Below are 13,670 nucleotides of genomic sequence, written 5' to 3'. Positions count from 1 at the left end.
AACAGTCATGACAGGTTCCATACTCATAGTCGATGACGATCCGGTGCAGCGCAGGTTGATCGAGGCCGCGCTGACCAAGTTCGGGCACACCGCGATTGTCACCGATAGCGGCGAGGCTGGCCTCGACGTGCTCGACGGGCCGAACGCGCGCGAGGTCTCCGTCGTCATTCTCGACCTTGTCATGCCCGGCCTAGGCGGCATCGGTGTGCTGAAGGCGATGCGCGAGCGCGGCATCAACATTCCCGTCATCGTGCAGACGGCCCAGGGGGGCATCGAGACGGTCGTTTCGGCGATGCGGCACGGCGCCTTCGACTTCGTCGTCAAGCCTGCGTCGCCCGACAGGCTGCAGACCGCGATCTCCAACGCGCTCAAGGTGGAAGCCGTCGAGGACGAGATGAAGCGCGCATCGCGGCGACGCGGCGGCGGCCATCTCACGTTCAAGGACATGATCACGCGCAGCCCGGCAATGGACCGGGTGATACGCCTCGGGCAAAAGGCGGCGGCCTCCAACATCCCGATCCTGATCGAGGGCGAATCCGGCGTCGGCAAGGAACTGGTGGCGCGCGCCATCCAGGGCAGCGGCGATCGCCGTTCGAAGCCCTTCGTCACCGTCAATTGCGGCGCCATCCCGGACAATCTCGTTGAATCGATCCTGTTCGGCCACGAGAAGGGCTCCTTCACGGGCGCCACCGACAAGCATACTGGCAAATTCGTCGAGGCGAATTCCGGCACGCTATTCCTCGACGAGATCGGCGATCTGCCGCTCGACGTCCAGGTGAAGCTCTTGCGCGCCGTGCAGGAGGGCGAGGTCGATCCGGTCGGCGGCCGCTCGACCGTCAAGGTCGATATAAGGCTCATCTCGGCCACGCATCGCAACCTTCTGCAGCAGGTCAAGGACGGCAAGTTCCGCGAGGACCTGTTCTACCGGCTGAACGTCTATCCGATCTTCGTGCCGCCGCTGCGCGACCGCCGCGACGACATTCCCTACCTGGTCCGGCATTTCATGGAAAAGGTCGCTCCGGCCGATCCGCGCCGGCGCCTTGCCGGCATATCGGCGTCAGCGCTAGCGATGCTGCAGGCCTATGACTGGCCGGGCAACATCCGCCAATTGGAGAATGCGGTCTTCCGCGCGTCGGTGCTTGCCGAGGGCGACGTGCTGACCGAGGAGGAGTTCCCGCAAATCCGGGCCCAGGTGGAAGGCACGGTCGATCTCGCAGCGGAAACGACATCCACCATCGCCGAAACGGTCGAGGGTGCGTCCAAACCGGCGGATGAGGCGATTGCCGAGAAAATGGGGTCCGCCTTTGCCGACGGCGAGTCACCGGCGCGGCCGCAGCCGCGGTTCGGAACGCTTCGGGCGCTGGACGAGCGCGGCAATGTACGGGCGCTGGCCGATGTCGAACTCGAGATGATCAAGCTGGCGATCGATCACTATAATGGCCAGATGAGCGAAGTCGCGCGCCGTTTGGGCATCGGCCGTTCCACCCTCTACCGCAAGTTGAAGGAATATGGCATTGATCCCGAAGCTGGTCGCGTCGACCGGCTTGCCTCGTGACAGGCAAGCCTCGAATAGCTTGCGCGCCTAAAATCCGAGTCAAATTGTCGCTTTTGACGTGAAAACGCAGGGTTTTCAGCGGTTGGCGTTGCCGAGGATCACGCATTAACGCTAACGGTAACAGATCGTGTTCTGGCCGGGGCCGGATTCTTGATCTAAACCAGCGGTTTACCACGAAATGCTGTGCATCATTTTTGACGGGATATCGCCACGGTGTTACCGCATTTCGGCTTCAATAAACGATGGTTAACCATTAGGATCGATATTCGGATGTGAAAACCACGCATCCGTTTGGTCAAATCCGGGGACAAACGGCAGCCTGAAAGCCATTTGATTTGAACAAAGTCGAACGACACACAAACGGGCGGCATTTTCACATGAGCGTCTGGCCGAGGTGGCTGACGTTTATGATTTTGGCTGTCGGGTTTCTGTCCGCGGCAATGTCGGGCGCCAGGGCTGAGGTTCGCACGCTCAAGCTCTATCACCTGCACACGCACGAGAAGGCCGAGATCGTCTACAAGCGCAATGGCCGCTACGATCCGGAAGGCCTGCGCAAGATCAACATCATCCTGCGCGACTGGCGCCGCAACGAGCCGACGAAGATGGACCCGCGGCTGCTCGACCTCGTTTGGGAAGCTTATCGCGAAGCTGGCGCGACCGACTACATCCAGGTCGTCTGCGGCTATCGTTCGCCGTCGACCAACGCGATGCTGCGTTCGCGCAGCCGTGGCGTCGCCGAGAAAAGCCAGCACATGCTCGGCAAGGCGATGGATTTCTACATCCCCGGCGTGCCGCTGAAGAAGCTGCGCAACATCGGCCTCAAGATGCAGGGCGGCGGCGTCGGCTACTACCCGACCTCCGGCTCACCTTTTGTGCACATGGATGTCGGCAATGTGCGTCATTGGCCGGGCATCAGCCGCCAGGAGCTGGTCAGCCTGTTCCCGAACGGCAAGACGCTGCATGTGCCGAGCGACGGCAGGCCGCTGCCCGGCTATGAGCAGGCGCTGGCCGCCTATCAGGCGCGCAAGGGCTCTGGCACGCCGAACATCGAACTGGCCAGCGCCGGCGGCTCGACCAAGCGGTCCGGCGGCCTGTTTGCCTGGTTCCGTGGCGGCGGAGCCGACGAGGCAGATGACGATGCCGATGAAAGCGTTCCGGCACCCCAGCAGAAAGCTGTGAAGCAGGTCCAGGTCGCGAGCGCCGCCACTGCCCGCAATAGCAATCTCCCGGGCATCGCGATCGTTTCGCCGAAGGATGCGAAGCGCGCCAACGTCCCGCAGATCGCGGATGACAGCGCCGACGATCAGCAGCAGCCGCAGCAGGATACGCCCGAGACGATCATCGCCGCGCTGCCGCCCAAGGAAATCCCGTTGCCCGATTTCGCGCCGCGTCCGAAGGTCGATGTCGGCCAGCAGACGCCGCAGAATGTGCCGTTTGCCGTGGCGGATGCCTCGGCGACGACCGAGCAGGCGGTTTCGACGGCGCAGGCGCCCGTGCCTGACAAGGTTCCGTTCGGCGCTGCCAGTGCGGCCGAGGCCGCTGGCACCGATCCGGCGCAGGTGGCCGTCAACAACATCCCGCTTCCGACCTGGCGCCCCGATCGCTCGACGCCGGCCGAATTGGCGTCGAAGGATAACAACCTGCTTCTGGCGCTCGCCGAAACGGCTTCGCAGGACAAGAGCGCGACCGACGCGTTCTCCGTGCTGCCGACCGCCCGGCCGCAGCCCGGCAAGCAGGATGAGGTCAAGGCCGTTCTCGAACAGGCCAACGCGACCGTCGAGGCCGGCGGTGCCGGCGCCGAATACCAGCTTGCGTCGCTGACCGAGCCCGAGCCGCGCTCGGCGTTCAACTATCCGTCGGGGGCCGATGCTGCCTCGCCACGCCAAGCCATTGCCGCCCTTCCGGCAGGCAGCGATCCCACGAAGGCGATCGGCGCCGGCGTGAAGACGACGGCCAAGGAAGGCAGAGCTTCGTCCCGCGACCTCAAGCCGGGACCGAAGGCCATGGTGGTGGCGGCAGCGCCGCAGGCCGCGCGGTGGGCGCTCGGCAGCGGCGTGAACATCGCTTCGGTTTCCGATCCGACGACGGCGCCGCGTTATGCCTACAACATCGTGCATACGCCGCCGAGCGAAGTGTACACCGCCGGCTTCCAAACGGATGGCGGGATGCAAGATGCCAGCCGTTTCAGCGGCAACGCGGTCAAGTTCCTGTCGGTCGCCCGTTTCCAGACGAAATAGCGATCCCGCCAGATACCGGAGAAGCCGCGTTGGAGGACAACGCGGTTTTTTGTTTTCATCCCTGAAAGATGTTTTGATCGCCCGGTCTTCCCGCTTCGTCTGGTGGTAGGACAGCGCCCTTTGAAGGCGTGAATCGTGGTTCGAATCCATGAGCGGGAACCAGTCCTCGATTGGCGTTATCTGGCATTGCGCAAGCTGCATCGGCTTGAATTTCTCGTGAGGAGGTGGGCGCTCAGCCGGCCGGTTTTTATGTTCAGTCGACTTCCAGCGCGGCCGCCTCGCCGTTGGCCAGAAGCCGCGCGGCGTCGCGCGCCGGAGGCAGTCCGAACTGGCGCGCATATTCGCGGCTGAACTGGGAGGCGCTTTCGTAGCCGACGGTGAAAGCAACCTGCGCCGCGCCGCCCGGTTGGGCAATCAGCAGGTGGCGGGCTTCCAAAAGGCGGAGCTGCTTCTGATACTGGATCGGGCTCATCGCGGTCGCCGCCTTGAAGTGGCGATGAAAGGCGGCGTTGCTCATATGCGACAGCTCGGCCAGCTGCGTCACATCGATAGGCTCGTTGTAATGCGCTCGGATTCAGGCGGTGGCGCGGCGGATCTGCGACAGGCGGCCATCGGCGCGCGCGAGCTGGCGCAGCTTTTCGCCCTGCGGGCCTTGCAGCAGGCGGAATGCGATCTCGTGTTCGAGCATGGGCGCCAGCACCGGAATCTCTTCCGGCCGATCGAGCAGCCGCAGCATCCGTCGCCAGGCGTCGAGCAAGTCATCATCGGCCGTATTGGTGACGAAGCTGTCGCCGTCGATCGCCACCCGATGATCGATAAGCAGGCCGGCGATCAGCTCGATATCGATGGCGAAGGCGAGAGCCATGTAGGGACAGGCGCTGCTCGCCTCGATCAGCTGGCTGGTGGCGGGCGCCTCCACCGCGTAGACGAAATAGCTGCCGGCGCTGTAGGCAAGCGTGCGGTCACCGATCAGCACCGTTTTGGTCCCCTGCAGGACCAGAAGCGCGGTCGGCTGGCAGAGCTCGGGCAGCGGCGGCGTCGGAAGCTCGCTGCGACCGATAGTGACGCGCGGAATGGCCGTCTTCGTCCGCCGCCCCCGCGCATGACGCCCGGCCATGGCGATCAATTCCTGCAATATGTCACTCATCGTTCCAGCATTGCCGATCCATCGCGGCCAAGCAACCAAGCGAGGTGCTGACGCGCCCGCGAAGACACGAACCTTGGTGACGCGAAGACGCGCACCTGAGAGGATTAGGCAAGAGGCTGAGAGCTTTTGGCGCGCGAAGCGAGCCGGTTCACGTCATCTCTGGGTCATCGAAGGAGACATGGACATGACGACGAGAAAGAACGCGCTGGTGACCGGCGCCAACAAGGGCATCGGCCGTGAGACCGTCCGGCGGCTGGCGGCACTGGAGGCGCGCGCGACGCCGAGCGTGGCGAGACTGCGGCGCAGGCATTGCGTGATGAGGGGTTTGACGTCGAGTGGCTCGCGCTCGATGTCGCCAGCGACGACAGCGTGGCAGCCGCGGCCAAAGCCGTCACGGCGCGGACGCCCGGCCTGGACGTGCTGGTCAATAATGCCGGCATCGCTCCCGGATATGTCGACGCGCTCGACGCGGACGGCCGCTACCAGCGGCCGCCAAGCCAGGAAAATGTCGCGGACATGAAGGCCACCTATGACGTCAACGTTTTCGGGCCGGTGCGGGTCACCCAGGCATTCCTGCCGCTGCTCCTGGCATCGCCAGCTTCCCGCATCGTCATGGTGAGCAGCTATCTCGGATCGCTGGCGCGCGCGGCCGGCAGCCAGTCACCCAATGTCATGGGCTATGGCAGCTCGAAGACCGCGCTCAACGCCGTTACGCTCGCCTTCGCCAGGGAACTCGCGCCGCACGGCATCATGGTCAACGCAGCCGCTCCCGGCTACACCGCGACGGACCTTAACGGCCACAGAGGCGGCCGCACGGTGCAGCAGGCGGCCGAGATCATCGTGCGGCTGGCGACGCTGGAGCCGGGCGGACCGACGGGCGGCTATTTCGATGAGAACGGCCCTCTGCCCTAATGAAAGCGATGACTACTTTTTTAGCTTGCTCGCTTCACGCGCCAGCGCTTCGATCTCGTCCCACTTGCCGGCCTTGATGAGATCGTCGGGCGCCACCCACGAGCCGCCGACGCAGATGACGTTGGGCAGGCTCAGATAGTCGGCGGCGTTCCTGGCCGTTATGCCGCCGGTCGGGCAGAATTTCACGTCCGCCAGCGGCGAGGCGAAAGCCTTCAGCGAGGCGATGCCGCCCGACTGCTCGGCCGGGAAGAATTTCAGGAAGCGCAGGCCGGCCTCGCGCGCGGCCATGATCTCGCCAGGCGTGATGGCGCCGGGCAGCAGCGGCACGGGGCTGTCCTTGGCCGCCTCGAGAAGCTGGCTGGTGATGCCGGGGCTGACGATGAATGTCGAGCCGGCGGCGGCCGCTTCGTCGAACTGCCTGGCATCTAGAATGGTGCCGGCGCCGACAATCGCGTCCTCGACTTCGGCCGCGACGCGCCGGATCGCCTCCAGCGCGTCGGCGGTGCGCAGCGTGATCTCGATGGCCCGCAAACCGCCGCGCGACAAAGCACGAGCGAGCGGCACGGCATCGGCGACATTGGCGATCTTGAGCACCGGGATGACCGGCTGACCGTTGAGGAGCGACAGGAGCTTTTCGGTCTTGCTGGTCATGTGCTGGTCTCCGTTTCCATGTTTTAAACCGATTAGCAGAAGGGTCCGCCCAAGTCCACGAAGCCCGGCGTGTCGCGATGCCGCGCGGCGGATCGTGCGCCGCTTGAACTCCTTTGCCTTGAAACCGCTTTGACCACAGTCTAGTGGCATGGCCATGACGACAACCAAGGAAATTCAGCCCATCCAGGTCGCCGCGCTTTACAAATTCGCGCGGCTCGACGGATACGAGACCCTGCGCGCACCGCTCGCCGCCTTCTGTTGCGGGCGCGGTATCAAGGGCACGCTGCTTCTGGCGCATGAAGGCATCAACGGCACCATTGCCGGCAGCGAGGAAGCGATTACGGCGCTTGTGGACCATCTGCAGGCCATCGAAGGCCTTGCCGGGCTGGAAGTCAAATACAGCAGCGCCGCCGAGATGCCGTTCCACCGCATGAAGGTGCGGCTGAAGCGCGAGATCGTCACCATGGGCGTCGAGGATATCGATCCGGCAACCAGCGCCGGCACCTATGTCGCGCCGGCCGACTGGAACGCGCTGATATCGGACGCCGACACCGTCGTCATCGACACGCGCAACGCCTATGAAGTCTCGCTCGGCACCTTCAAGGGCGCGGTCGACCCAAAGACCTCCAGCTTCCGCGAGTTTCCGACCTGGGTGGAAGGGCACCGTGAAGAGCTTGAAGGCCGCAAGGTGGCGATGTTCTGCACCGGCGGCATTCGCTGCGAGAAGGCGACGGCCTATGTGAAGTCGCTCGGCCTCAAGAACGTCTTTCATCTCAAGGGCGGCATCCTGAAATACCTCGAAGAGGTGTCGGCGGAAGAGAGCCTCTGGCAGGGCGAATGTTTCGTCTTCGACGAGCGGGTGTCCGTCTCGCATGGCCTGACCGAGGGCGAGGCGGAGCTCTGCCGCGCCTGCCGGCATCCGCTGACGGTCGAGGACCGGCTGTCGCCGAAATACGCAATCGGCGTTTCATGCCAGCATTGTTTCGAAACGCGGTCCGATGTGGACCGTGAGCGCTATGCCGAACGTCACCGTCAGGTCGAACTTGCGCAGGCGCGCGGCGGCAAGCGTCATATCGGCAGCTAGCCTCACGCGCAAAACCTGCTCCGTCATTGTAATGTCAAAGCGCGGAGCCTACCTCTTGCCGGTCCGAACCTTGCCCGCGCGCATTCGGCCGGGCCAATTCTGGAGGCATTGATGCTCGACCCCAAGAAGCTGCTCGACGACCTTCTCGGCTCGCAAATTCCCGGCACGGGCTCGACCGTTCGCGACAAGGCGGGGCAGGCGGTGCAGATGGCGAAGGACAATCCGCTGGCTGCCGGCACGCTTGCCGCCGTGCTGCTCGGCACCGGCACTGGACGGCAGGTGACGGGCGCGGCCATCAAGCTCGGCGGCCTGGCGGCGATCGGCGGCCTCGCCTACAAGGCCTATCAGAATTACAAGGCCGGCAACGAGCCGGCGCAGCCGCCCGCGTCCGGCGAGCCTGAACTGCTGCCGCCGCCGGCCGATACCGCTTTCGATCCCGCGCAGGCGCCGCAAGGCGAGGCCGAGTTCACGCTGACGCTGGTCCGGGCGATGATCTCGGCGGCGAAGGCCGATGGCCATATCGACGACGAAGAGCGCAAGAAGATCGCCGACAAGCTCAAGCTCGCCGGCATCGGCGCGGAAGCGGAGAAATTCCTGCTTGCCGAGCTCGAAAGCCCGCTCGATCTCGACACGCTGGTGGCCGGCGCCAAGACCGATGCGCAGAAGCTGGAACTCTACACCGCCTCGCGTCTGACCATCGATCCCGACACGCGCGCCGAGCGCGGCTATCTCGACCTGCTCGCCGGCCGGCTCGGCCTGCCGGATGCCCTGGTCGATCATGTCGAGGCGACTGTCTCGGCGGCAAAGGTGCCGGCCGGCAGCGCGCCTAGCTCGCCTTGGTGAAGCGGTGTGGTAAACGCCATCCGGCGACGCCTTGCCGGTCGTTAGTCTCTCGTTAACCAAGCAAGCGCATCATTCTAATCAGTCGGACCGGCTTTTCCTCCTCCCAAGCGCGGTTCAGATCGGGGCGGTCGCCAATGGCCGCCCTTTTTGTTGGCCTCTTGTTTGTCGCCAAGAGCGGCTTGCCATGATCCCCGGCATTTGCGATGCCACGTCTTTCCGAGCATGACCGGGAGGACGACGATGACCGCCATAGCAGAGAAGACCGCCATCGTTACCGGAGCCGGCACCGGCATCGGCAAGAGCGTCGCCACCGCACTGCTCCAGGCTGGCTGGAACACGGTGTTCTGCGGCCGGCGCAAGACGGTGCTGGAGGAGGCGATCGCCGATGCGGGCAAGACGCAAGCCAAGGCATTGGCCGTCGCCTGCGACATCAGCAAGGCGGCGGAAGTCGATGACATGTTCGAGACTGTGCTCGAGGCCTTCGGCCGCGTCGACCTGCTCTTCAACAATGCCGGCATGGGCTACAAGTCGACGCTGATCGACGAGATCCCGGTCGAGGTCTGGAACGATGTCGTCGGCGTCAACCTCACCGGCGCGTTCCTGTGCGCGCGCGCCGCCTTCGGCGCGATGCGGAGGCAGAAGCCGATGGGCGGCCGCATCATCAACAACGGCTCAGTGTCTGCCTATGCGCCGCGCCCGGGTTCCGTGCCCTATACGGCGACTAAGCACGCCATCACCGGGCTCACCAAGACGCTGGCGCTCGACGGCCGGCCTTTCGACATCGCCTGCGGCCAGATCGATATCGGCAATGCGCTGACCGAGATGGCGCAGCCGATGACGGTCGGCGTGCCGCAGGCCAATGGCTCGATCGCCGCCGAGGCGGTGATGGACGTGCAGCGGGTCGCCGACGCGGTGCTGCATATGGCCAGCCTGCCGCTCGACGCCAACGTGCTGTTCATGACGGTGATGGCGACGAAGATGCCGTTTGTCGGGCGCGGATAAGCGCCTGACAGCTCACTTCTTCAGAAACGCCTCGATCCGCTCCAGCGCGCGCAGGATGTTCTCCTCGGAATTGGCGTAGGAAAGCCGGATATAGCCTTCGCCGAGCACGCCGAAATCGGGCCCGCCGATCAGCGCCACGCCGGCATCCTCCAGCAGCGCCGAGGCAAGCTTCTTGGCCTTCCAGCCGGTCTTCGACACGTTGGGGAAGGCGTAGAAGGCGCCCTTCGGCGTGATACAGGAGATGCCGGGGAGCGCGTTCAGGCCCTCGACGACGATTTTCCTGCGGTTGTCGAAGGCGCGCATCATCTTCTCGACATCGTCCTGCGGGCCGTCGATCGCGGCGATGCCGGCAAACTGGCTCGGCGCGTTGACGCAGGACCAGCAATTGACGGCCAGCTTGCGCACCTTGTCGTAGAGATGGGCGCCCTTGTCGCCGTTCGGCCAGATCGACCAGCCCATGCGCCAGCCGGTCATCGCCCAGGTCTTCGACCAGCCGTTGAGCACGATCAGCCTGTCGCGGATTTCGGGGAAGTTGAGCAGGGAGCAGTGCTTCTCGCCGTCATAGGTCATGACGTCGTAGATCTCGTCGGACATGATCGCGACCTCAGGATGCTTCTCAAGCCCCTTGACCAGTTTCTCGATCTCGGCGCGTGGCGTGACGCCGCCGGTCGGATTGGCGGGTGAGTTGAGGATGAGCAGCCTGGTCCGGGGCGTGATCAGCGCCAGCGTCTCGTCGGCCGAGAAGGCAAAGCCGTTCTCCTCGCGGATCGGCACCGGCACCGGCGTTGCGCCGGTGAACTCGATCATGGAGCGGTAGATCGGAAAGCCGGGATCGGGGTAGAGAATCTCGGTGCCGGCCTCACCGAACATCAGGATCGCGGCGAACATGGTCGGCTTGCCGCCGGGCAGGATCATCACATTCTCAGGCGACACCTCGACGCCGGTGGTGGTCAGCGTGCGGCGCACGACGGCCTCGCGGGTGGCGAGCAGCCCGTTTGCCGGCGTGTAGCCGTGGTGGCCGTCGCGCAACGCCTTGATCGCCGCCTCGACGATGTGCTGCGGCGTCTTGAAGTCGGGCTGGCCGATGCCGAGATTGACGATGTCGCGGCCCTGATGGGCAAGCGCGGTGGCCCTGGCCAGCACCGCGAAGGCATTTTCCTCGCCAAGGCGGTCGAAGGCCGCGATCGTGTGGAGCATTTTTCCCGTCCCTGTGGTTCTTTCTGTGAGCGAGCGTTTTTGTGACCGTCCGCTGGGAAAAGTCAACGGATTGGAGTGGTCGGTGTCGGAAGATCTGAAGAATTGGCAGCCGCGCCCACGGCCGGAACGCAAGGCGATCGAGGGACGCACAGTCAGGCTCGAGCCGCTGAGCGCGGCAAAGCACGGCGACGGCCTCTACGAGGCCTCGTCGGTTTCGGATGTCGGCGGACGTTTCGCCTGGCTGCCCGATTACCCGCCGGAGACACGCGCCGTCTTCCAGCCGTGGCTCGACAAGGCGGAAGCGAGCGAGGATCCGCTGTTCTTCACCGTCATCGACAAGGCGAGTGGCAAGATCGCCGGGCGCCAGACCCTGATGCGCATCGACGCCGCCAACGGCGTCGGGGAAATCGGCAACATCTACTGGGGTCCGCTGATCTCGCGCAAGCCGGCGGCGACCGAGGCGCAGTTCATGTTTGCGAAATATCTCTTCGACGATCTCGGCTATCGCCGCTACGAGTGGAAGTGCAACAACCGCAACGAGCCCTCGAAGCGCGCCGCCGAGCGCTTCGGTTTCAAGTTCGAAGGCATCTTCCGCCAGCACCTTGTGGTCAAAGGTGAAAACCGCGATACGGCGTGGTATTCGATCATCGACAAGGAGTGGCCGGCCTTGCGCAAGGCCTATGAAGGCTGGCTCGATCCAGCGAACTTCGATGACGAAGGCGGCCAGAAGCGGCGGCTTGAGGATTTTCGCGCCGACTTCGGAGGGTAACAGGAGTTTGACGATGGCGCACGGTTCGCATGATCACGGTTCCGCCGGTCATAGCCACGGCGCTGGGCATGTGCATGGCTCGACCGACAAGAAACGGGTGCTGATCGCGGCCTGCCTGACCGGCGGCTTCATGGTCGCCGAGGCGCTCGGCGGGCTGCTCACCGGATCGCTGGCGCTGCTCGCGGACGCCGGCCATATGCTTGCCGATTCGATCGCGCTCGGTCTTGCCTGGTATGCCTTCCATCTCGCCGGACGCCCGGCCACCGGCCGTCTGACCTATGGCTTCGGCCGGGTGAAGACGCTGGTCGCCTACACCAACGGCATCGCCATCTTCGTCATCGCGCTCTGGATCGTCTACGAGGCCTGGGGGCGGCTGATGAACCCGGCGCCCGTGCTTGGCGGGCCGATGCTGGTGGTGGCGGTGGCAGGCCTGCTGGTCAACATCGCCTCCTTCTTCGTGCTGCATGGCGGCGACCGCGAGAGCCTGAACATGCGCGGCGCGATCCTGCATGTGCTGGGTGACCTGCTCGGCTCCGCCGCGGCAATCGCGGCAGCCCTCATCATCCTGGCAACCGGCTGGACGCCGATCGATCCTATCCTCTCCGTCCTAGTGTCGCTGCTCATCCTGTCGACGGCATGGTCGCTGATGCGCGAGGCGGCGCATGTCCTGCTCGAAGGCGTGCCGGCAAGCCTCGATCGCGATGTGATCGCCAAGGACATCGAAGGCGCGGTCAAGGGCGTGCGCGAGGTGCATCATATGCATGTCTGGTCGCTCGACGGCACCTCCAACATGGCGACGCTGCATGCCTGCTTGAATGACGGCGTCGATCCGCATGTAGCGGTGAGCGCCATCAAGAAACGGCTTGCCGCCAAGCACGGCATCGATCATGCCACCGTCGAACCGGAATTCGGGCAATGCGCCGACAGTCATGACGAGCATGGCCATCACCGTGATCGCGACCATACGCATGGCGCGCCTGCCGATCGCCGGCACTATCACTGATCAGGATTATGCCTAACAGCCTCGAAGCCAGGAAAGTCTGCTGATGGATCGTGACACACGCAACGCGGCGATTGCCGCGGCTGTGATACTGCTCGTGTTCGGTCTCGCCGCCTATTTCCTGCCAGCCATCATGCTGGCCGCGGGCAAGGTATCGACCATCCTGGCGGCCGTCATCGCGGTGGTCTTCATGGTCGGGCTGTTCGTCGTCCTATGGCTGCGCGGACGCAGCCAACGCAAGAAAGGTCTCTGAAGATGAGAATTCTGATCACGGGCGCGGCCGGCATGGTGGGCCGCAAGCTTATAGCGCGGCTGGCCAAGGACAGCGCCTTGCGCGGGCGCAAGATCACGGCGCTCGACCTGCATGACATCGTGGCGCCGCAGCCGCCGGCGCTCACAGGCGTCGATGTCTCGATCCACACCGGCGATCTATCCGCGCCCGGCGCCATGGCGGCCCTCGTGGCTCCGCGCCCGGACGTGATCTTCCACCTGGCGGGCATCGTCTCGGGCGAAGCGGAAGCCAATTTCGATCTCGGCTACCGGGTCAATCTCGACGGCACGCGCGCGCTGTTCGACGCGGTGCGGCTGGCGGCCTTCGCGCCGCGCCTCGTGTTCACCTCGTCGATCGCGGTCTTCGGCGCGCCCTTTCCGGATGTCATTCCGGACGAGTTCCATCCGACGCCGCTCACCTCATACGGCACGCAGAAGCAGATGAGCGAAGCGCTGCTCGCCGACTACACGCGGCGCGGCTTTTTCGACGGCATCGGCATCCGGCTGCCGACGATCTGCGTGCGCCCCGGCAAGCCGAACAAGGCAGCCTCCAGCTTTTTCTCAGGCATCATCCGCGAGCCGCTCGCCGGGCAGGAGGCGATCCTGCCGGTGCCGCGCTCAGTGCTGCACACCCATGCCAGCCCGCGCTCGGCGGTCAATTTCCTGATCCATGCGGCCGAAATCGACGGCGACAAGGTCGGACCGCGTCGCAACCTCACCATGCCCGGAGTCGCCGTCACCGTCGGCGAGCAGATCGAGGCGCTGGAGCGCATTGCCGGCGCCGAAGTCGCGAAGCGGATCCGCGAGCAACCCGACGAGACCATCTGGGCAATCGTCAAAGGCTGGCCGACACGGTTCGAGGCAAGGCGGGCGCGGGAGCTCGGCTTTGCCGCCGAGAAGAACTTCGACGAGATCATCCAAGCTCATATCGAAGATGAGCTCGGCAAAACGGTGCTTAGGTGAACTCTAAGGGGTCACAGCTTTCCCGAGATAACCTTTACCC

The 13,670-nt window shown here is 64.6% G+C and carries 13 protein-coding genes, 1 tRNA gene and 1 pseudogene; 11 read left to right on the top strand and 4 right to left on the bottom strand.

What is annotated here, in order from left to right:
* Positions 1-7 precede the first annotated feature (7 nt).
* The 3 genes from EJ068_RS07235 (at position 8) to EJ068_RS07225 (ending at position 3,954) form a co-directional block, all read left to right on the top strand.
* Entirely contained in the window at positions 8-1,555 is a 1,548-nt protein-coding gene (locus EJ068_RS07235) for a sigma-54 dependent transcriptional regulator (RefSeq protein WP_127249784.1), read from the top strand.
* Positions 1,556-1,962: 407 nt separating this feature from the next.
* Positions 1,963-3,792, top strand: a complete 1,830-nt coding sequence (locus EJ068_RS07230) for a DUF882 domain-containing protein (RefSeq protein WP_245463365.1) — start codon at positions 1,963-1,965, stop codon at positions 3,790-3,792.
* Between the two features lie 88 nt (positions 3,793-3,880).
* A tRNA-Gln gene (locus EJ068_RS07225) sits at positions 3,881-3,954 on the top strand.
* 91 nt (positions 3,955-4,045) lie between these two features.
* Here the strand turns inward: EJ068_RS07225 and EJ068_RS33155 are convergent.
* Positions 4,046-4,366 carry an AraC family transcriptional regulator gene (locus EJ068_RS33155; RefSeq protein ID WP_292027563.1) on the bottom strand — a complete coding sequence of 107 codons (321 nt, stop codon included), beginning with the start codon at positions 4,364-4,366 and terminating at the stop codon, positions 4,046-4,048.
* Complete coding sequence (locus EJ068_RS33150; RefSeq protein ID WP_245463363.1) at positions 4,367-4,939, bottom strand: AraC family transcriptional regulator; 573 nt, start codon at positions 4,937-4,939, stop codon at positions 4,367-4,369.
* A 184-nt stretch (positions 4,940-5,123) separates the two neighbouring features.
* Between EJ068_RS33150 and EJ068_RS07215 the strand changes: the two are divergent.
* Positions 5,124-5,851: pseudogene (locus EJ068_RS07215) on the top strand (SDR family NAD(P)-dependent oxidoreductase).
* Positions 5,852-5,863: 12 nt separating this feature from the next.
* On the opposite strand, the gene EJ068_RS07210 reads toward EJ068_RS07215, so the two are convergent.
* On the bottom strand, positions 5,864-6,502 hold the full coding sequence (locus EJ068_RS07210) for a 2-dehydro-3-deoxy-phosphogluconate aldolase (RefSeq protein WP_127249782.1): 639 nt from the start codon (positions 6,500-6,502) through the stop codon (positions 5,864-5,866).
* Positions 6,503-6,656: 154 nt separating this feature from the next.
* On the opposite strand from EJ068_RS07210, the gene EJ068_RS07205 reads away from it, so the two are divergent.
* The 3 genes from EJ068_RS07205 to EJ068_RS07195 all read left to right on the top strand — a co-directional run bounded on the left by EJ068_RS07205 (position 6,657) and on the right by EJ068_RS07195 (position 9,431).
* Positions 6,657-7,586, top strand: coding sequence for a rhodanese-related sulfurtransferase (locus EJ068_RS07205; RefSeq protein ID WP_127249781.1), 930 nt, complete (start codon positions 6,657-6,659; stop codon positions 7,584-7,586).
* Between the two features lie 111 nt (positions 7,587-7,697).
* Complete coding sequence (locus EJ068_RS07200; RefSeq protein ID WP_127249780.1) at positions 7,698-8,429, top strand: tellurite resistance TerB family protein; 732 nt, start codon at positions 7,698-7,700, stop codon at positions 8,427-8,429.
* 240 nt (positions 8,430-8,669) lie between these two features.
* On the top strand, positions 8,670-9,431 hold the full coding sequence (locus EJ068_RS07195; RefSeq protein WP_126081485.1) for an SDR family oxidoreductase: 762 nt from the start codon (positions 8,670-8,672) through the stop codon (positions 9,429-9,431).
* Between the two features lie 12 nt (positions 9,432-9,443).
* Here the strand turns inward: EJ068_RS07195 and EJ068_RS07190 are convergent, their stop codons facing one another.
* Positions 9,444-10,628 carry a pyridoxal phosphate-dependent aminotransferase gene (locus tag EJ068_RS07190; RefSeq protein ID WP_127249779.1) on the bottom strand — a complete coding sequence of 395 codons (1,185 nt, stop codon included), beginning with the start codon at positions 10,626-10,628 and terminating at the stop codon, positions 9,444-9,446.
* Between the two features lie 82 nt (positions 10,629-10,710).
* Here EJ068_RS07190 and EJ068_RS07185 point away from each other — a divergent pair, with 82 nt between their 5' ends.
* From EJ068_RS07185 to denD, 4 genes are read left to right on the top strand one after another with little or no spacing between them, the layout of a single operon-like run.
* Complete coding sequence (locus tag EJ068_RS07185) at positions 10,711-11,397, top strand: GNAT family protein (RefSeq protein ID WP_127249778.1); 687 nt, start codon at positions 10,711-10,713, stop codon at positions 11,395-11,397.
* A 13-nt stretch (positions 11,398-11,410) separates the two neighbouring features.
* Entirely contained in the window at positions 11,411-12,400 is a 990-nt protein-coding gene (locus EJ068_RS07180; RefSeq protein ID WP_127249777.1) for a cation diffusion facilitator family transporter, read from the top strand.
* Between the two features lie 43 nt (positions 12,401-12,443).
* Positions 12,444-12,650, top strand: a complete 207-nt coding sequence (locus EJ068_RS07175) for a hypothetical protein (RefSeq protein ID WP_042640563.1) — start codon at positions 12,444-12,446, stop codon at positions 12,648-12,650.
* Between the two features lie 2 nt (positions 12,651-12,652).
* Entirely contained in the window at positions 12,653-13,630 is a 978-nt protein-coding gene (gene denD, locus EJ068_RS07170; protein ID WP_127249776.1) for a D-erythronate dehydrogenase, read from the top strand.
* The last annotated feature ends 40 nt before the right edge of the window (positions 13,631-13,670 follow it).

The organism is Mesorhizobium sp. M2A.F.Ca.ET.043.02.1.1, assembly GCF_003952405.1.
GTDB lineage: Bacteria > Pseudomonadota > Alphaproteobacteria > Rhizobiales > Rhizobiaceae > Mesorhizobium.
Note: the sequence above shows the minus strand (reverse complement) of the source record. Positions and strands in the feature narration are given on the sequence as shown.